The sequence below is a fragment of the Ewingella sp. AOP8-B2-18 genome (genome assembly GCF_052376015.1).
GTDB classification, from domain to species: domain Bacteria; phylum Pseudomonadota; class Gammaproteobacteria; order Enterobacterales; family Enterobacteriaceae; genus Ewingella; species Ewingella allii.
Genome location: NZ_JBQSVB010000014.1, coordinates 64,431 through 81,255, shown reverse-complemented (window position 1 = coordinate 81,255; position 16,825 = coordinate 64,431). Strand labels below are relative to the sequence as shown.

16 protein-coding genes are annotated in these 16,825 nt (G+C 55.0%); 2 read left to right on the top strand and 14 right to left on the bottom strand.

Features of this window, described 5'->3' with window-relative positions:
- Window positions 1-173: 173 nt before the first annotated feature.
- The 5 genes from ACT3RR_RS20585 to trxC all read right to left on the bottom strand — a co-directional run bounded on the left by ACT3RR_RS20585 (window position 174) and on the right by trxC (window position 6,018).
- Window positions 174-521, bottom strand: coding sequence for a YfiM family lipoprotein (locus tag ACT3RR_RS20585; protein WP_496201035.1), 348 nt, complete (start codon window positions 519-521; stop codon window positions 174-176).
- A 61-nt stretch (window positions 522-582) separates the two neighbouring features.
- Complete coding sequence (gene pssA, locus ACT3RR_RS20580; RefSeq protein ID WP_485903617.1) at window positions 583-1,938, bottom strand: CDP-diacylglycerol--serine O-phosphatidyltransferase; 1,356 nt, start codon at window positions 1,936-1,938, stop codon at window positions 583-585.
- Between the two features lie 114 nt (window positions 1,939-2,052).
- Complete coding sequence (locus tag ACT3RR_RS20575) at window positions 2,053-4,731, bottom strand: bifunctional acetate--CoA ligase family protein/GNAT family N-acetyltransferase (protein WP_496201034.1); 2,679 nt, start codon at window positions 4,729-4,731, stop codon at window positions 2,053-2,055.
- Between the two features lie 32 nt (window positions 4,732-4,763).
- On the bottom strand, window positions 4,764-5,468 hold the full coding sequence (locus ACT3RR_RS20570) for a tRNA-uridine aminocarboxypropyltransferase (RefSeq protein ID WP_353503222.1): 705 nt from the start codon (window positions 5,466-5,468) through the stop codon (window positions 4,764-4,766).
- A 130-nt stretch (window positions 5,469-5,598) separates the two neighbouring features.
- A complete protein-coding gene (gene trxC, locus ACT3RR_RS20565; RefSeq protein WP_034792689.1) occupies window positions 5,599-6,018 on the bottom strand; it encodes a thioredoxin TrxC in 420 nt (139 codons plus the stop codon).
- A gap of 228 nt (window positions 6,019-6,246) precedes the next feature.
- Here trxC and ACT3RR_RS20560 point away from each other — a divergent pair, with 228 nt between their 5' ends.
- Window positions 6,247-7,380: a tRNA/rRNA methyltransferase gene (locus ACT3RR_RS20560; RefSeq protein ID WP_353503221.1), complete on the top strand. Its 1,134-nt coding sequence runs from the start codon at window positions 6,247-6,249 to the stop codon at window positions 7,378-7,380.
- 89 nt (window positions 7,381-7,469) lie between these two features.
- On the opposite strand, the gene emrB is transcribed toward ACT3RR_RS20560, so the two are convergent.
- The 6 genes from emrB to ACT3RR_RS20530 all read right to left on the bottom strand — a co-directional run bounded on the left by emrB (window position 7,470) and on the right by ACT3RR_RS20530 (window position 14,011).
- A complete protein-coding gene (emrB, locus tag ACT3RR_RS20555; protein ID WP_353503220.1) occupies window positions 7,470-9,014 on the bottom strand; it encodes a multidrug efflux MFS transporter permease subunit EmrB in 1,545 nt (514 codons plus the stop codon).
- Between the two features lie 17 nt (window positions 9,015-9,031).
- Entirely contained in the window at window positions 9,032-10,228 is a 1,197-nt protein-coding gene (gene emrA / locus ACT3RR_RS20550) for a multidrug efflux MFS transporter periplasmic adaptor subunit EmrA (RefSeq protein ID WP_353503219.1), read from the bottom strand.
- A 29-nt stretch (window positions 10,229-10,257) separates the two neighbouring features.
- The gene (locus ACT3RR_RS20545) at window positions 10,258-11,712 is read right to left on the bottom strand and encodes an efflux transporter outer membrane subunit (RefSeq protein WP_353503218.1); all 1,455 of its coding nucleotides are present in this window, start codon (window positions 11,710-11,712) and stop codon (window positions 10,258-10,260) included.
- 22 nt (window positions 11,713-11,734) lie between these two features.
- Window positions 11,735-12,256, bottom strand: coding sequence for a transcriptional repressor MprA (gene mprA, locus ACT3RR_RS20540; RefSeq protein WP_034792674.1), 522 nt, complete (start codon window positions 12,254-12,256; stop codon window positions 11,735-11,737).
- 110 nt (window positions 12,257-12,366) lie between these two features.
- Window positions 12,367-12,585, bottom strand: coding sequence for a hypothetical protein (locus ACT3RR_RS20535; RefSeq protein WP_353503217.1), 219 nt, complete (start codon window positions 12,583-12,585; stop codon window positions 12,367-12,369).
- A gap of 241 nt (window positions 12,586-12,826) precedes the next feature.
- Window positions 12,827-14,011: an MFS transporter gene (locus ACT3RR_RS20530; protein ID WP_353503216.1), complete on the bottom strand. Its 1,185-nt coding sequence runs from the start codon at window positions 14,009-14,011 to the stop codon at window positions 12,827-12,829.
- Between the two features lie 144 nt (window positions 14,012-14,155).
- On the opposite strand from ACT3RR_RS20530, the gene ACT3RR_RS20525 reads away from it, so the two are divergent.
- Window positions 14,156-15,040 carry a LysR family transcriptional regulator gene (locus ACT3RR_RS20525; RefSeq protein WP_486031376.1) on the top strand — a complete coding sequence of 295 codons (885 nt, stop codon included), beginning with the start codon at window positions 14,156-14,158 and terminating at the stop codon, window positions 15,038-15,040.
- Here ACT3RR_RS20525 and ACT3RR_RS20520 read toward each other — a convergent pair.
- From ACT3RR_RS20520 to proX, 3 genes are all read right to left on the bottom strand, one after another.
- Window positions 15,037-15,468, bottom strand: coding sequence for a type II toxin-antitoxin system HicB family antitoxin (locus tag ACT3RR_RS20520; protein ID WP_100937556.1), 432 nt, complete (start codon window positions 15,466-15,468; stop codon window positions 15,037-15,039). The two genes, ACT3RR_RS20525 and ACT3RR_RS20520, sit on opposite strands and share 4 nt — an antisense overlap.
- Before the next feature lie 21 nt (window positions 15,469-15,489).
- Window positions 15,490-15,672, bottom strand: a complete 183-nt coding sequence (locus ACT3RR_RS20515) for a type II toxin-antitoxin system HicA family toxin (RefSeq protein WP_100937555.1) — start codon at window positions 15,670-15,672, stop codon at window positions 15,490-15,492.
- A 105-nt stretch (window positions 15,673-15,777) separates the two neighbouring features.
- Window positions 15,778-16,776 (bottom strand): glycine betaine/L-proline ABC transporter substrate-binding protein ProX, encoded by a 999-nt coding sequence (proX, locus tag ACT3RR_RS20510; protein ID WP_486031374.1) that lies wholly within the window; start codon window positions 16,774-16,776, stop codon window positions 15,778-15,780.
- Between the last annotated feature and the right edge of the window lie 49 nt (window positions 16,777-16,825).

Sequence of the window (16,825 nt, the reverse complement as noted above, 5' to 3'; positions counted from 1 at the left end):
TGGCAAAGTGCAAAACAAAAAAGCCCCCCTGCTCTGGCGAGCCGGGGGGCTTCTTGCGTCATGGCTTAGTGATCACAGCGCGCGATTGTTAAGCCAGTGGATCACAAACTGACCGACGTTTTCTATCTTACTGAAATATAGTGATATTAGATTGATAGCTGGCAGAATCAATTCTAATTATGAATCGCCTGATAAGCCCCATAGCCTGCAGCTGCCCCGGCAATATCCCAGGCAAAATCCTTCCAACTCCACCCTGTACCCGCTTCTCGGCTGTCATAAAGCTCTTTCCCTGCACCTAATCCGACCGAAAATAGCAGCCCGAAAGACCGGCTTTTAGCATCATTCCACCCCTGACGTTCACCATAAGATGTGCCCGCAGCGGCTAAGATTGCCGAACTCATAAAATGCTGAGCTTTGTCCTTGCCTGTCCAATTGTCATTGGCGTAATGGCTACATCCGGAGGAGAGTATAATAGGGATGAGAAGGGCTACAGTAGGTAAGCGTGAGAGCAAGAGCTTCATGACTGATATTCCTGACATAAAAAAAGCCTGATCACATCGATCAGGCTTCTAGTATAGCGGATCACAAAATTCGGCTAATTAATCTGTCGATTCGAATTCGGCGTAAACGCCTAATAAGCTTACGAACTTTGATTGGGTAGTTAGGAATGCTTTCCAATTCCATATAATGAGAAACGATCTGCGTATGTTCGCGGATCTCATCCAGCTCTTTAGAGCGCTGCACCACCATTTCGCGATGCGGGTCGTGGATCAGAATGGCGTTTTCTAAGTCCAGACGCCAGGCGCGCGGGTTGAGGTTGTTACCGGTGATCAGTTGCCAGCGATCGTCAACCCACATTCCTTTTAAGTGGTAGCTGTTTTCGCCATCTTTCCAAAGACGAATAATCAGCTGGCCGCTGTCGACAAAGCGCTGTAAGCGGCTGAGGAATCGGCGCAGGTTGATTTCATACAAATAAGGCAGCGCGCCGATGATTTTAAATGGCTGATCCTGCGGGATATAGAAGTCGTTTGCCGTTTTGTCGCCGACGATAATCTCGACTTGTTTACCCCGGCGCAGCAGGGCGACGATGTTACGAGCGAGCAGGGCAGGCATATTAAAATAAGGGGTGCAGAGAATGAGCTTTTGCTCGGCGCTGGCCATAAGATGGTGAATGGTGCGATTAAGCGAGTTTTGCTTACCCAAACCCACCATAGGCGTCACCGTCAGCTCATCATTACCCGCAGTACCGGTAAAGTGATAGCTGCTGTCTTTTAGCGACTGCCTGAACTGGCGAGTTTCGTTTTTAATCTCAATGCTTTTTGGGCGATCCTGGCGATCAAGGCGTTGCACCGCGCTGGCAGAGAGAATCGACTTCTTCATAAAGTCGACCATGGAATCGGCCAATGCAGCATTGGTGATCAGATGGTAGCGGTCATAGCGGTATTTGGCGTGACGGTGCAGGTAGACGTCGTTGAGACTGGCGCCGCTGTAGATGACTCGGTTATCCACAACAAAGCCTTTGAGATGAAGAACCCCAAGAGCTTCGCGAGTGTTAACCGGGACGCCATAAATCGGCACCAGAACGTCAGGATGCTGCTGCGCCATGCTGCAATACCAGTCGGCATTGGTATTGGACGCGGCATCGCCAATACGACCACGCTGGGCGCGGTGCCAGTCGACCAAGATACAAATTTCTAGCTCAGGCCTTAGTTGTTTTGCAGCATAGAGTGCTGACAGAACATCCCGACCACCGTCATCATTTTCGAGATACAGCGCGGCCAGATAAATCCGTTGAGTTGCTTTGGCGATAGCCTCGAGCAGCGTTGTGCGGAAATCCGTTGGGCAGTACAGCGTCTGTACAGCGTCAACCGTTTGGGGGAGTTTTGGCAGTTGAGCAAGGTGTTGTTGATGTTTATTACGTTTAAATTTTGACAACATCACAGTGCGCTTCTTCTCTCTTTAGGTAATAGCGATAGCGGTACAGACAGAACATGTACACCGCACAATCGGTCGATAATACCATTAGTAATCCCCATTGTGCGTATGTTTTGCCTATTTATGGCCTTCAGCGGCGAGGTTATGGCTAGAATTGAGGGCTAGCGTGAGATTAACGATGCCATCCTGCAATTGGATATCCACCTCAAACCCAAGCTTCCTCGCCAGTGCCACCATACCCTGATTATTCGGCATCGTGATACCTGTCAGACGCTGTATTCCGTGCTCTGTGGTGTAAATGATCATCTTTTCGAGCAGGCGTCTGCCAAGGCCAAGTCCCTTGAGATCTGAACGAACCAGCACCGAGAATTCAGCATCAATATTGTCGGGATCGGACACTGCGCGCGTCACGCCAATGATTTCAGATTTTTCATCAAAATCTCTTACCGCCACGAAAGCCATCTCGCGATCGTAGTCGATTTGGGTCATGTTGGCTAAATCCTCGTGGGTAAACTCGTTGATCTCACTGAAGTAGCGATAGTAGAGATCCTCTTTAGTCACCTTAAGGATAAAGGCTTTCAGCAGCGGCTCATCTTCAGGAAGGATGGGGCGGAAGAGGCAGCCTGAGCCATCTTTCAGCGTGACCGGCTCTTCCAGCTCTTGAGGGTAAGGGCGAATAGCCAGTCTGGATGGCCCGATATCGCTGACGTCGCTAAGTTGGAGCGTGACATCCAGCAGATTCAGTTCATCGCCGGAAGCTAGCAGCGGGTGGATCTCCAGACGGGTGATCTGCGGGCAGTCAACAATCAGGTTGGAGACTTTGACCAACAGCTGGCTGAGCGCGGGAATGTCCAGCGGGCGTGAGACATTGTGCGCCCGCACTTTGCCGCCTTTCACTGCTTGCAGCACCAAATAGCGCGCCAGCGCCTGATTGAGAGGAGGAAGTGCCACCGCGGCCTGCTTTTCGGGCCGCCATTCACTGCCGCCTTCACCAAGCATAATCAGCGGGCCGAACACTGCGTCTTGCTCAACCACGATTCGCAATTCTTGCGAGCCGGGGCGGTTGGCCATAGTTTGCACTAACAAACCGTGAATTCTGGCCTGTGGGAAAACCTGTTTGGCGCGATCAAAAATGGCGTTAGCGGCCTGCTCGACTTCGCTCGCGGTACGTAAATAGAGCATAACCCCCTGAACTTCAGAGTTATGCGGAATATCGGGCGAGCGCAGCTTCAGCGCTACCGGGTAACCCACTTGCCCGGCAATATGCACGGCCTCGGCGCTGTCGCTGGCAATCCAGGTTGGCAGCACCTCCATGCCATAGGCGTGGAGAATAGTGCGAACTTCATGGGTATCCAGCTGGGTTGCCCCCTCGGCCAGCGCCTGAGTGATTAACCTGTGTGCCTCATCAGTGTTTTGCTGCAACCCAATGGGCAGGGAAGGCGTCTCCTTCAGCTGCTTTTGGTTGCGGCGGTATTCCACCATGTGCATAAAGGCCGTGACCGTGCCTTCTGGAGTGCGATAAGTCGGGATCCCCGCCTCAGTGAATAGTCTGCGCGCCTCTTGTGACGAGTATTCGCCGCACCAGTTGGTCAGCAGGGTCACGCGCTTGCCGCGCGAATGGCCTTTCAAAGTGGCAATTAGCCGCTCAGCCGTCACCGTACCGTGCGCGGCGGCGCTTGGCGCGTGGATAACCAGCAGGGCGTCATAGTCATTGCTGTCTAGTAGCGAAGTAAGCACTGACTGATAACGCTCGGGCGTGGCGTCATCATGCAGATCTAAAGGGTTGGATATGGCAATGCTCTGCGGCAACGCGGCGCGAAGTGCGGCCTGAGTCTCTTCGCCGAGAGCCGCCAGTTTGCCATTGCGCGCCAGTAGCTGGTCGAGGGCCATGGCCGCCGGAGCGGCTCCATTACTGACAATAAGCAAGCGCTCACCTCGCAGCGGGTGCATGTGGCTTAAGGTCTCTACGGCAGAGAACAGCTCGTGGGTGTCCTGCACGCGCAGCAAGCCCGCGCGCTGAATGGCGGCGTCATACGCCACGTCCAGACTGAGCGGGCAATTGAGTAGCTTCTGCGCCTGCGTGCTGCGGCCGCTTTTGATCACCAGAATCGGCTTGTTGCGCGAGGCACTACGTGAAGCCGACAGGAAGCGACGAGCGTCGCTGACGTGCTCCAGATAGAGCAAAATGGCGCTGGTTTTACTGTCTCGGGCTAAGAAATCCAGCAGGTCGTCGACATCAATATCGAGGCTGTCGCCAAGGGAAATAAAGTAGGAGAAGCCCACCGAGCGCTGCTGCGCCCAGTCGAGGATCGTGTTAGCCACGGCGGCGGACTGAGAGATAAATGCCAGTTTGCCGGGCAGGATCGGCACCGGCGAGAAGCTGGCATTGAGCCTTTGCCACGGCGCGAGTATCCCAAGGCTATTCGGCCCGAGCAGGCGCATGGCGTAGCGCTGTGCACAGGCTTTGAGTTCGGTAAATTGCTGGGAGTGGGAAGAGAGGATGATCACCGTCTTGCAGCCGCGCTCGCCCAATTGCTCAAGCAGCGCGAGGTTGCGCTCGGCGCGGGTACAGAGAATGGCTAAATCGGGTGTGATCGGCAGGCTGGCGACATCGACATAAGCCAGCACGCCGCACACCGCGCGGTAAGCCGGCGTGACTGGTAGGACTGGCCCGTTAAAACCGCCACCCAGCAGATTGCGCATCATCAGATATCCGGCGCGGCCCGGCTTGTCGCTCGCCCCTAATACCGCAATGGATTTAGGTCTTAGTAAGGCTTCTAGTCCACGCTGGCTCATTCTCTTTCCTCAAATCCGTGATGCTTTTGATTCTAGAAGCTTTCCGGTTCTTTTGCTGTGAGTTGGTGCACCGGATGATGAGGTTTTCCGGCTAAATATTGGGTGCGGAAGTGGGTAAAGTGGCGCGAAAGGCCAGCCGAGGCGGCCAGATCTCCGGCTTTTTCAAGTGCTGCGGCTGCCACTTCTACCGTGCAGTGCAGTTCCGGGCGCGAGGCTTCGCGCAGGATGTAGTCGGAGCTAGCACTCACATCGAGCGAGAACACCGGCAGGTTATCCAGATAAGGGCTTTTGCGGAACATCTTGCGGGCTTCGGTCCAGGTGCCATCGAGCATGATAAACAGCGGCGGCTTGCTGTCTGCCGGAATTTCAGTAAAGACCTGGCGCGGAGGCTGGGCGAAAGAGGCCGGGAACACTACGTAAGCCTGACGCATTGGGTCAGCAATGGCTTCCAGTAAAGCCGGATCGGTTTCAGTGCGCGACCACATAAAGGCTTGGGTATCAGGCAGCACGTCAGCGATCAGCCGCCCGGTATTGCTCGGCTTCATGGGTTCGGTGTCGAACATCACCAAGCAGAAGCGGCTGGTGGCCTGATGAATCTCCCGCGTGGCGCAGATGCAATTGCGTTTCGGCAGCAGGCAGGACTGGCAGCGAATAGCCCGCGAGCCGCGCGCCAGAAAGGGACGAGTAGATTGAGCTAAACGCTGCGCACGCAGGCGAAGAACGGCATTGTCTGACATAAGCATTCCGCGGGTGGAAAACCGGCTATTCTAATCGCCGTTGCCCGCAAGTGGTAGGTTCTTGTCAGCATAAAAACCAATGGCCCGCATCAAGCAGGCCATTGGTCAGGGCTTAATTCTGACTTATGCGTTACAATGATTCATTCAGCCAATTGTTGAAAGGCGTCTTGGGCATGGCACCGCCCAGAGAGTCGACCATTTTGCCCTCATTGAATACCATAATGGTAGGAATGCTGCGGATGCGAAAACGCGCACTCAGCTCCGGCTCGGCTTCAGTATTGACTTTAATGAAGCGGATTTTACCGGCACGTTCCTGCGCGACGTCTTCGAAGATCGGCGCAAAGCTCACGCACGGGCCGCACCACGGGGCCCAGAAGTCGATAACCACCGGCAGATCATCTTGCAGGTATTTATCCAGCGTACTGGCAGTTGCATGAACCACGCTGCCGGAAAATAGGGCATGGCCGCATCGGCCACACTTAGCGCCGTCATTGATACGATCCTCTGGCAGGCGATTAGTGGCCTGACATGATGGACAAATCGTATTCATAAAATAGCCTCTGTATTGCTCAAATGGGATCGGATCAACCCGAACCTGTTAGCGGTAACCGCGGGGCTGATATGTTACTTATTTGTTGTAAGTATGGAGAGATGCGGGCGAGCGAACAACGTGGTTTATTCAATGAATACGATAGTTTTAAGCTTTTGGTCCAAAGCAAGTGGCTTAGCACACAGAGATCAGGTAATCTTCGCGCCCTGCGCGTAGGTGGAGAGAGAAATGAACGATTCATTCAGTGGCAAAAACGGCAAAGTCAAAGTGATGTACGTCCGCAGTGACGACGACGGCGATAACCGCAATAACGATAAACGTCCTTCCAACAATAAAGGACGTCCAGGCGATAAACCTCGCCAAGGATCCCGTCCAGACGATGCCCGCCGCAATGAGCGTCGTAGCAGCGATAACCGTGGTGATTCACGCGGTCCTGACGCACGTCGTGGCGATGCTCGCCCGCAGCGTACAGGTCGTGATGCACCTCGTCCTGCGCGTTCCACGCGTGACGATGACGGCCCGTATTCTTCTCCGTGGAAAACCGTTTCCCGCGCGCCAGACGATGAGTCAGCTCCGGATCACGGCGGAATCAGCGGCAAAAGCTTTATCGACCCAGAGCAGCTGCGTCGTCAGCGTCAGGAAGAGACCCGTGTCTACGGCGAAAACGCCTGTCAGGCGCTGTTCGCTAGCCGTCCTGACTCCATTGTTCGCGCCTGGTTCGTGCAGTCTGTGACGCCACGTTTCCGCGAAGCGCTGCGCTGGATGGCGGCGAATCGCAAAGCCTACCACGTGGTCGAAGATGACGAGCTGGCGAAAGCTTCTGGCACCGAGCACCACGGCGGCGTTTGCTTCCTGATCAAAAAGCGTCAGGGCTTGGATGCAGACACTTATCTGCAAACGGCTCCGGCGAAAGATTGCGTACTGGCGCTGGAAAACGTCGGTAATCCGCACAACCTTGGCGGCATTATGCGTAGCTGCGCGCACTTCGGTGTGAAAGGTTTGCTGGTTCAAGACCCGGCTCTGCTGGAGTCTGGTGCTGCGGTGCGAACTGCCGAAGGCGGCGCGGAACACGTTAAAGCCATCAGTGCTGACAACTTCCTCGACGTGCTGGCCAGCTTCCGTAAAGCGGGTTACACCATCGTGACCACCTCCAGCCACAAAGGCACTGCGCTCGGCAAAGCCGAACTGCCAGCCAAAATTGTGTTGGTTCTGGGGGAAGAGAGCGACGGCCTGTCCGACAGCGCCTGGCAGCAGGGTGACATCAACATCTCTATCGGTGGTACCGGTAAAGTGGAAAGTCTGAACGTATCTGTCGCGACCGGCATCTTGTTGGCCGACTGGTGGCGTCAGAATCAGGGTTAATCCCCGCCAGATCCCGCAGCTGTAAGCATGAAAAAAGGACGCCTCAGGGCGTCCTTTTTGTTTGGCGAAAAGCCTGTTCAGTCAGCGGTTTAGTGCGCACCGCCGCCGTCCTTGCTGCCACCCGCACCGCCAAACGGAGGTCGGGCAAACCAGATTAAGACCAACAATATCAAGAAGGCTCCGCCGGATAGCCAGAAAATTTCATTAGCCGAGATGATCAGCCCCTGATTGGTTATCTCCCGCGCAATCCAACCCGACGCCTGCTGGTGGCTCATTCCCATCCCTTCTAACTGCTGATAGGTCTGCTGCGCCTCTGGGTTGAACGGCGTGATGTTTTCAGTCAGGTGCGCGTGGTGCAGCGACTCGCGATTAGCCCACATGGTGGTGGTGACCGAGGTACCAATCGAGCCGGCCAGCGTACGAATAAAGTTCGACAAGCTGGATGCCGCCGCCATGCGTTCTGGCGGCAGGCCGGACAGAATAATGGTGGTCAGCGGCATAAAGAAGCAGCCGACGGCGAAGCCCTGAATAAACTGCGGCCACGCCGAAGCGCCAAAGTCCATGCCCGGCTCGAAGGTGTAAGCACGCCAGTAGAAGCACACCGCGTACATGATAAAGCTGAAGGTGATCAGCTTACGCATGTCCAGCCTGTGGGCGAAGCGGCCAATGATCGGCGACATCACTACTGGCAATATCCCCACCGGCGCTGACGCCAGGCCCGCCCAGGTCGCGGTATACCCATAGACCTCTTGCAGTAGCTGCGGCAGCAGAACAATTGCGCCGAAGTAGAGCATGTAAGCCAGACTGATACAGAGCACGCCGATGGTGAAGTTTCGCGACTTGAACAGCGACAGGTCGACTATCGGGTGGTCGTCGGTCAACTCCCAGACCACCAGGAAGCAGAGCGCCACCACCGCCACGGCGGCCAGCACGATAATTTCCGTGGAGTTAAACCAGTCCAGCTCTTTGCCCCGGTCGAGCATCACCTGCAAGCAGCCGATCCCCAGCACCAGCAGCACTAGCCCGACGCTGTCGATCGGCCGGATCTGCGTTGCCGTTTCGCGCCCTTTAAGGGTTTTCAGCGTCAAGGCCACCACGGCGATACCGATCGGCACGTTGATAAAGAAGATCCAACCCCAGTGGTAGTTATCACTGATATAACCGCCGAGGATCGGGCCGCAAATGGGCGCCACGATCACCGTCATCGACCATAGCGCTAAGGCGGTACTTCGCTTGGCCGGAGGATAGTTATTCAGCAATAGACTTTGCGATAGCGGGATCAGTGGACCTGCCACCACGCCCTGCACCACACGGAAGAAGATCAACATTTCCAGACTGTTGGACATGCCGCACAGCCAAGATGCGAAGGCAAACAGCACCGTAGACCACAGGAACAGTTTGACCTCGCCGATGCGTTTCGCCAGCCAGCCAGTAATGGGGATCGAGATGGCGTTAGCCACCCCGAACGAGGTGATAACCCAGGTGCCCTGCGAGTTCGAGGCGCCGAGGTTGCCGGCAATGGTCGGAATAGCCACGTTGGCGATGGTGGAGTCCAGCACCTGCATAAACGTGGCCATCGACAGCGCCACCGTCATCCAGGCTAACGGCGCGCCGACTAGTGGTTTCTTATCCACGTTGGCCTCCGAAGCCGTTAGCCAGCATTGGCGTTGATCACATCAGCAATAATGGCGTTAACCGGTGCCAGATCCAGCGTTAGCGCGGTGGTCTGATACAGAGGTTCGGTACGCACTTTATCAGCCAGCACCAGGCCATTCAGGTCTTGAGTATCGACCGTCACCAGCGTGGACAAGCCAATGCGCAGCGGGTGCTTCGCCACTTGTTCGTCGTCGAGCTGAATACGCACAGGTAGGCGCTGAACCACTTTGATCCAGTTACCGGTGGCGTTCTGAGCAGGCAGCAGGGAGAACGCGCCGCCGGTACCCATATCCATCCCGACCACTTTGCCTTTATAGGTCACGTCGTCGCCGTACATATCGCTGACCACGGTAGCGGATTGGCCGATACGCATGTTCGCCAACTGAGTCTCTTTGAAGTTAGCATCCACCCACACGTGATTGGCGGGAACTACTGCCATCAGCGCGGTTCCTGGGGTGATTTGCTGACCTACCTGTACCGTACGGCGTGAAACCAGACCGTCGATTGGGCTGACCACCTTAGTACGTTGCAGGGATAGCCAGGCATCGCGAACCTGCGCGGCGGCCTGTAATACCTGCGGCTGTTTATCAACCGGGGTATTGAGGATCATCGCCTGATTGGCGTTGTACTGCTGCACGGCCACGTCGAGCTGGGCTTTGGCGGTGTCGACGGCATCATGGGCATGTTGCAGCTCTTCGCGGCCAATCGCATCCACGTTTCCCAGCACCACGCGGCGTTTCAGGTCAGCTTCAGCCTGTTTCAGCTGGGTCTGGCGCAACGCCACGTTAGCCTGATATTGACGGCCATTGATGATTGACTGGTGCGTTTGGCGCACGCTATTGGCCAGCGCGGTTTTGGCGCGCTCGAAAGCCTGTTGGGCGTCGGTTGGGTCGAGGACAACCAGCGTATCGCCTTTCTTGACGTAGTCGGTGCTATCAAAGTTCACGTCGGTCACGCTGCCCGACACCTGAGCCATGATCTGCACCTGATTACCGGCGACGTAGGCGTCATCGGTACTTTGGAAATGACGCAGCACCAGCAGCCAGTAAATCAGATAGGCGATGGCGATGATGACAAATACCCCCGTTAAGAACAGCAAGGCAATTTTGCGTGATTTCTTTTTGTTGTGTGGCTGCTTAGTCGCAACCGGCTCCTGCGGAGGCGTTGACTGAATGCCCGCATTATCGCTCATGGTTTTCTCCATCCACGCTTAGGTTTTTATTATTGGTTTTTTTCCGCTGCCGGGGCCTGATAGCCGCCGCCGAGCTCGCGAATTAGACTGATTTTCGCCTGCAACAAATTACTGCTGGCATTCAACTGCGTCTGTTGCTGCTGCAACAAAGCGGACTGGCCGGTGAGTAGCTCATCGCGGCCAATCACCCCGGCTTTATAACGCGCATCTGCCACCCGATAGACATCTTCAATCGACTTCACGGCGGAAGAGGCTTGTTGCAACTGAGCCGCGCTGCTTTGCGCCACGGTCATGGCATCGGCAGTTTGCTGGACGGCGGTCAGGATGGTCTGGTTGTAAGACTCAACGGCCTCGTCGTAGCGCGCGGAGTCTCCGGCTAACTGGGAACGCAACTCGCCGCCGTGGAAGATAGGCAGGGAGAGGGCCGGTGTGATGTTCCACGCCTTGCTCGCCGCCTCTAACAGGTTCGGGTGCGTGCCGCCAAAATCAGTGGTGTTCAATCCGGCGAAGGCGCTGATGGTCAGGCTCGGGTAGAACTCTTTCTTGGTGGCTTTGACGGTCTGCAAATAGGACTCAACCAGCGAGCGCTGCGCGGCGATATCCGGGCGTTTACCCAGTAAGTCGAGCGTCAATTCACCCTTCGGCGAGATAGCATCGTCGGCAGGAAGCGGCACTTCGCGCAGATTGTTCATCGCGTCAGGACCTTGCCCCGCAAGGGCCGCCAACTGGTGTTTCAGTTGATCAATCTGGGATTGCGACTCAATCAGCTGCTGCTTGGCGCTGTCGGCCTGAGCCTGAATCTGCTGCGGCACGTCCACGCCGTAGATCCCTGCCTGATACTGCGCTTTACGTAAATCTGCCAGACGCTGATTGTTGTCGACTTCCTGTTTCAAGACTTTCTGCACCGCCAGATTCGCCTGCAACTGATAGTAAGCAGAGGCGACGGAGCTGGTCAGATTCAGCGCGGCCTGAGCCTGCTCGGCGCGCGCGGAGTCAACCTGCGCTTTGGCAGCATTGACCTGATTTTGGAACTTGCCCCACCAGTCCAGCTCATAGTTGAAGTTCAGCCCGAGCGCGTTACTGGTGTCATAAATAGGCGCCGACGGGTAGCTGGTCAGGAAAGGCGGGATGGTATTTTTTGAAATACGTTCGCGACGCCGGGAAGCCGTAGCATCAATATTCGGGGTCTGCGCCGCGTGGGCTCCTCCAAGGATGCTTTGCGCTTCGCGGACCCGAGCCGCGGCCTGACGCAGTGACGGCGAATTTTGCAATGTCGTTGTCATCAGGGCATCAAGTTGCGGGTCGTTAAGACTGCGCCACCATTGCGGACTGATCGCCATTGAACTGACTTTCGGTTGTGCCAGTTTCAACTGCTGGGTATCCAGCAAGGTTGACTGCGGAGCGAGGTTATCGCTGGAGGCGCAGCCCGCCAATAACAGAACGGCGAACAGCGGCGTGAGTCTCCAGCTGGCTTGGAGTGACATGTGTGGTTTACCTGAACAGAAATTAGAAAAATTGTGTCGCGGTGACATCCATCTGATCGAGGCGGGTTAACAATTTGCGAGTCAGGATTTCCAACTGCTTTTGTTCATCAGCATCAAGAGTCGACCAAAGGAAATGCAGGCACTTATGTTGAGGCGGTAACACCTTCTGGATGAAAGCTTCGCCATCCGTCGTTAAATGCAAATGCAGGCATCGACGGTCATTATCGCTCTCACGGCGCTCAATCCAGCCGCGCTTCTCCAGTTCATCGGCAATACGGGTGGCGTTGGTACGCGAAGAACCCAGTGCGGAACTCAGCTCTGAAGGCTGAATGCTGTGGCTCTCCTGAGCATCCAGAGTCAGAAGCGCCATAAACAGCGTTTCATTAATACCCTGTGCTTTCAGCATCTTATTGCGATTTTCTAACAATTTACTTTGCATGTGCATCGACAACCGAGTCAGCAAAATTTCCTGATAAGGGAAATCTTTCTGTTTCTTGGCGCGGATATTTAACATGTTTTCAATTGGCGCGAACGAGCTGTCCATATGAGAAGCCTCATTAGTTACGGTTGACATAGTAACGATCGTAATTAGTAATATCAATGTCAGGAATCACCAAAGCTTTAGCAATAAGTGTGATTCATAACTCCGGTGAATTATTCGAAAGGTAATACGTTTCGCTGGCCAAATGGCGCCTCAGCCAACGAATGTTTTTCTGCCTGCCAGAAGCCAGAAATTAAACGCCTGCCCGATGAAAACAGTGCCAAAAGGCGCGAGTTAGCGGGCATCAATAAGACGCCAAAGCCAAAAAGGAATGCGAAAGGGAGATGACCAATAGTGATGGGCGGACCGTCAACCATTCCCAGCTTGAACATAGATTCATGCGGGGTAAGTGTCGTCTTTAAGACTCTGTGGGTTTGCATAGGACAGTCGGTGCGGCGTCAACGATGTATATCGTTCATGAATAATTTATAGGGCAAACATTACCAGACTGTCTGTAGTGATAACACCCTCGGAGTAAAATAAATTTCCATCATTATTATTTGCATGCTAATCAGGGGGCGTGATGATTGCCCCCGTTTGTCAGTTTTTATCAAGGCTTAGCCCGTCTGGGTCTCAGGCCATTTTGTACTTGTAACCTGACCACCAGACCAGCAGGTTTAGGGTACTCATCACCACGCCAGCGGCGGAAACGCCATACCATCCGGCCCACTCATAGGCCGAAGCAGACAAAACAGAACCTATCGCGCCGCCGATGAAATAGGTGGTCATGTAACCTGCGGTGAGGCGGTTACGCGCTTCCGGCATCGACTTATAAATCACGCTCTGGTTGGTGATGTGCACACCCTGCGCTGCCAAATCCAGCACGATAATGCCGATAATCAACGAGACCACCGAGTGCTGGCCGTAGGCGATAGCCGCCCATGACAGCAAGATAAGAATCAAACCGTAAGTGGTGGTCAACTGCGCCTTGCCTTTATCTGCCAGCTGCCCGGCGCGGGTCGCCGCCAGTGCGCCCGCCGCGCCGACCAGCCCGAACAGCCCAATCACTCCTTCGGAATAGCCATAGGCCGGGCCCGCCAGCAGGAAGGCCATGGAGGTCCACAAAATGCTGAAGTTGGCGAAGGAGCACAGGCCGATTAACGCGCGGGTACGCAGCACCGGCGTTTTGAAGAACAGGCTAAAAATGGATTTCAACAGCTGGCCGTAGTTCAGGTCGGTGTGCTGTTTGTGGGTCGGCAGACGACGCCAAAGGATCACTGCCAAAATCAGCATCAGGGCGCTGGCCACCCAGTAGACGGTACGCCAGCCGCCGAGCTGCGCCAGCGCGCCCGCCACGGTTCGCGCCAGCAGGATACCCAGCAGCAGGCCGGACATAATCAATCCGACCACTTTGCCGCGTTTCGCCGGTTCAGCCAGGGTGGCGGCCAGTGGCACCAAAATCTGCGCCACCACCGAGAACAGCCCGGTCAGCGCGGTACCAATCAGCATAATGGTCAGCGTCGGGGCCATGGCGGTGATAAACAACCCGACGGCGGAGAGGGCGGTCATCACCACGATCAGTTTGCGGCGCTCGAACATATCCCCCAGCGGGACGATAAACATCAGGCCAAAGGCATAGCCGAGCTGGGCAATGGTGACGATAAAACCGGCCTGATTGACTGACAGACCAAAGGCGCGTGCGATGGTCTCCAGCAGGGGTTGCGGATAGTAGTTACTGGCGACCGCCAGGCCCGTGGCTATCGCCATAAGAACGATCAGCCCCGGCGTGAGAGGGGAGTGCTTGGTTGAATTAGTCATTTTATTTTCATTATTAGAGAGGGAAGCAGGTTTTGGCCCATTCGCGGCGTTGCGCCATATTGAGCGAGGGCGAGTATCACCCAGCTTTAAATAGTAAACCAATGTATAATTTTCATCTTAACTATCTCATTTCGCGATGAATCGATGAACCTCAAACAGATCCGTTTTGCCCTTGCGGTGGCGCAAGAACAGAATTTCACCCGCGCAGCCCAGCGCTGCCATACCGTGCAGTCGGCCCTTAGCCACCAGATAGCCAAATTGGAAGAGGAGCTAGGCTGCGTGCTGTTTGAACGCACTTCGCGGCAAGTGAGATTGACCGCGGCGGGGCGAGCTTTTATCGGGCCAGCGGAGCAGTTGCTCGCCGCGCAAACCCACCTGCTGGATACCATGGACGCCTTGAAAGGCGAAGTGAGCGGCACTCTCACCGTAGGCATTATTTCAACGCTTAACGCGATAGATGTTATTGGCCAACTGGCGAGTTTTACCGAGCGCTACCCGCGGGTGAATATCCGCATGTATGTCGCGATGAGCGAGAAGCTGCTGGAAGACGTGCAACAGCTGCGCACCGACGTGGCTTTTGTCGGTTTATGGCCGGGAGACAGCGCCGCGCTCCGTTTGCCCAACCGCCTGCTGGCCGACGAACCCCTGGTGGCGCTGCTCAGCCCGACACATCCCTTCGCCACTTGCCCGCAGCTCACGCTTAGCCAGCTGGCCCAGGTGCCGCTGGTGGATTTTTATGCCGGAGCCGGGGCCAGGCGGCAGACCGACAGCGCCTTCAGCGAAGCCGGAATAACGCGCCACGTCAGCTTTGAAATCGACCACATCGAGTGGCTGGAGAGCATCGTTCGCCGCTCGCTGGCGGCGGGCATTGTGCCGCTTTCTCACGCCCAACACGCCAAAGACCTGATCTCGGTTCCTATCGAAAACGCCCCGCGTCGACAGGTGTTGTGCGTCTGGCAAAACAGCCTCTCCACCGCCGCCGAACGCTTTTTGGCGTTTGCAGAGGAGGAGGAGACGAAACCCCTCTAAACCAATAACTCTTTACGTGCCGCAGTGGCGATAAAGTGGCTGCGGTCGCGATAAGAAGGGTGCTCTTTGACTTTGTTATCAATGCGTTTGAGTAACAAATCCGGCAAAGAAATATTGATACGATGTGCCTTGCCTTCGAACTCAGACAAATCAATATCAATCAAAAACCACGTATCAAAATCTGCATATTCAGGGTCTGCGGCATAAACCAGATGCCCGGCATCGACAATATCTTCAACCGCGTACTTTTCGCCGATCGCCATATCTTCGAGAGTCATCAAAATGGCTTCGCGTACCATTGGCGCGATCTCTTGTGGCGTATCTGCGGCGGAGAAACAGCCATAGTTATAAGCAGAAAACGCCGGAACGATCATGCCGAAGGCAGTCTGATCGTCTTTTGGTATTTCAAGACCGACTGAGAAAAACATGTTCAACCTCCAAGAGTTGCATCATATGCCTGCCATTTTACAGATAGATTTCAGCGTCCCAATGGGCAAGTCGTTTTTAGGATGAGGGACTGGAAACGTTTTATTGGTTATGGGTGACCACCAGATTTGGTGACTCCCGCCTCTGTGACGCTTTAATTCACATCCGGCAGCTAAGAGTGCTTTTATCAATTCCGTTGATTTCATAGGTTCTCCTGAACTAAGGAGATTATACACACGAATACACACCCATCCAAGCGGCATAAAAAAAAGCGGAGATGATTCTCCGCTTTAGGTTTGTGTTTAAGACTCTTAAGACTTAGCTGCCGCAGCCGCCTCTTTTACCCAGCCATCAAAGGTGGCCTGGTGAGCTTTGATCCAGCCGTCGGTCTGGTTGTTGATATCGGCTTCAGAACTTTGGCCTGCGTGCATCGCCGAGTTCTGCGCGTTGATGTCTTTCAGAGGCAACTGCATGATGGCGAACAGTTTGGCGGCGGCTGGGTTAGCTTCGGCCCATTTCTTGTTCGCGACGATGTGCATAGTGCTGACTTTGAAACCGTAGTTTTTGCCATTCGGCAGCGCGGTGTCGGCGTCTTTCTCTCCCGGAACCACGGAGAACGGCACCTGCATCCACAGCACGTCTTTACCCGGCACTAACACGTCACTGACCCAGTACGGCGTCCAGGTGTAATAGAAGATAGGTTTACCTTCTTTATAACGGGTGATGGTGTCGGCGATCATCGCCGAGTAGTTACCCTGATTGTGATTGACGGTTTTTTCCAAACCGTAGGCTTTCAGCTGTTCATTCAGCGCGGCCTCACAGCCCCAGCCCGGCGTACAGCCCGTCAGGTCGGCCTTGCCGTCACCATTGGTGTCAAACAGCTTGGCGATTTTGGGATCTTTCAGCTGTTCGATATTGGTGATGTGGTACTTCTCGGCAGTTTTCTTGTCGATCAGATAACCCTGCGCGGCGCCGTTGACATAGGTCCCTTGGCGGTAGAAGGTCTTGTCGCCACCGGCGGCTTTGTACATTTCATCATGCAGCGGCGACCAGTTAACGGCGGTGAAAGTGGCATCACCGGCGGCAATGGTGGTGTAACCCACGTTGTAATCCACTTCGCGAATTGGCTGAACGTCGTAACCCAGTTTTTCCAGCGCCTTGCTGACCAGCAGGGTCTGGAAGGTCTCTTCACTGATGGTGCTCTGAATCGGGGTGACGGTGACGCCTTTACCCGGCAGGTCGGCGGCGAAAGTGGAGGCTGAAGCCAGCGTGGTCAGGGCGGCGGCCGCCCAGAGAGTTGATTTACGCATAGAAGAATGTCCTGTTTATGGTCGATTTATCGTCATTGTTATTACTGCT

Excerpts from the sequence above, each read along its gene's own strand:
- ACT3RR_RS20530 (WP_353503216.1), bottom strand. The coding sequence starts at position 14,011 with ATGACTAATTCAACCAAGCACTCCCCTCTCACGCCGGGGCTGATCGTT.
- emrA (WP_353503219.1), bottom strand. The coding sequence starts at position 10,228 with ATGAGCGATAATGCGGGCATTCAGTCAACGCCTCCGCAGGAGCCGGTT.
- proX (WP_486031374.1), bottom strand. The coding sequence starts at position 16,776 with ATGCGTAAATCAACTCTCTGGGCGGCCGCCGCCCTGACCACGCTGGCT.
- ACT3RR_RS20525 (WP_486031376.1), top strand. The coding sequence starts at position 14,156 with ATGAACCTCAAACAGATCCGTTTTGCCCTTGCGGTGGCGCAAGAACAG.
- ACT3RR_RS20560 (WP_353503221.1), top strand. The coding sequence starts at position 6,247 with ATGAACGATTCATTCAGTGGCAAAAACGGCAAAGTCAAAGTGATGTAC.
- ACT3RR_RS20535 (WP_353503217.1), bottom strand. The coding sequence starts at position 12,585 with ATGTTCAAGCTGGGAATGGTTGACGGTCCGCCCATCACTATTGGTCAT.
- trxC (WP_034792689.1), bottom strand. The coding sequence starts at position 6,018 with ATGAATACGATTTGTCCATCATGTCAGGCCACTAATCGCCTGCCAGAG.
- ACT3RR_RS20515 (WP_100937555.1), bottom strand. The coding sequence starts at position 15,672 with ATGAAATCAACGGAATTGATAAAAGCACTCTTAGCTGCCGGATGTGAA.
- pssA (WP_485903617.1), bottom strand. The coding sequence starts at position 1,938 with ATGTTGTCAAAATTTAAACGTAATAAACATCAACAACACCTTGCTCAA.
- ACT3RR_RS20575 (WP_496201034.1), bottom strand. The coding sequence starts at position 4,731 with ATGAGCCAGCGTGGACTAGAAGCCTTACTAAGACCTAAATCCATTGCG.
- ACT3RR_RS20570 (WP_353503222.1), bottom strand. The coding sequence starts at position 5,468 with ATGTCAGACAATGCCGTTCTTCGCCTGCGTGCGCAGCGTTTAGCTCAA.
- ACT3RR_RS20520 (WP_100937556.1), bottom strand. The coding sequence starts at position 15,468 with ATGTTTTTCTCAGTCGGTCTTGAAATACCAAAAGACGATCAGACTGCC.
- mprA (WP_034792674.1), bottom strand. The coding sequence starts at position 12,256 with ATGGACAGCTCGTTCGCGCCAATTGAAAACATGTTAAATATCCGCGCC.
- ACT3RR_RS20585 (WP_496201035.1), bottom strand. The coding sequence starts at position 521 with ATGAAGCTCTTGCTCTCACGCTTACCTACTGTAGCCCTTCTCATCCCT.
- ACT3RR_RS20545 (WP_353503218.1), bottom strand. The coding sequence starts at position 11,712 with ATGTCACTCCAAGCCAGCTGGAGACTCACGCCGCTGTTCGCCGTTCTG.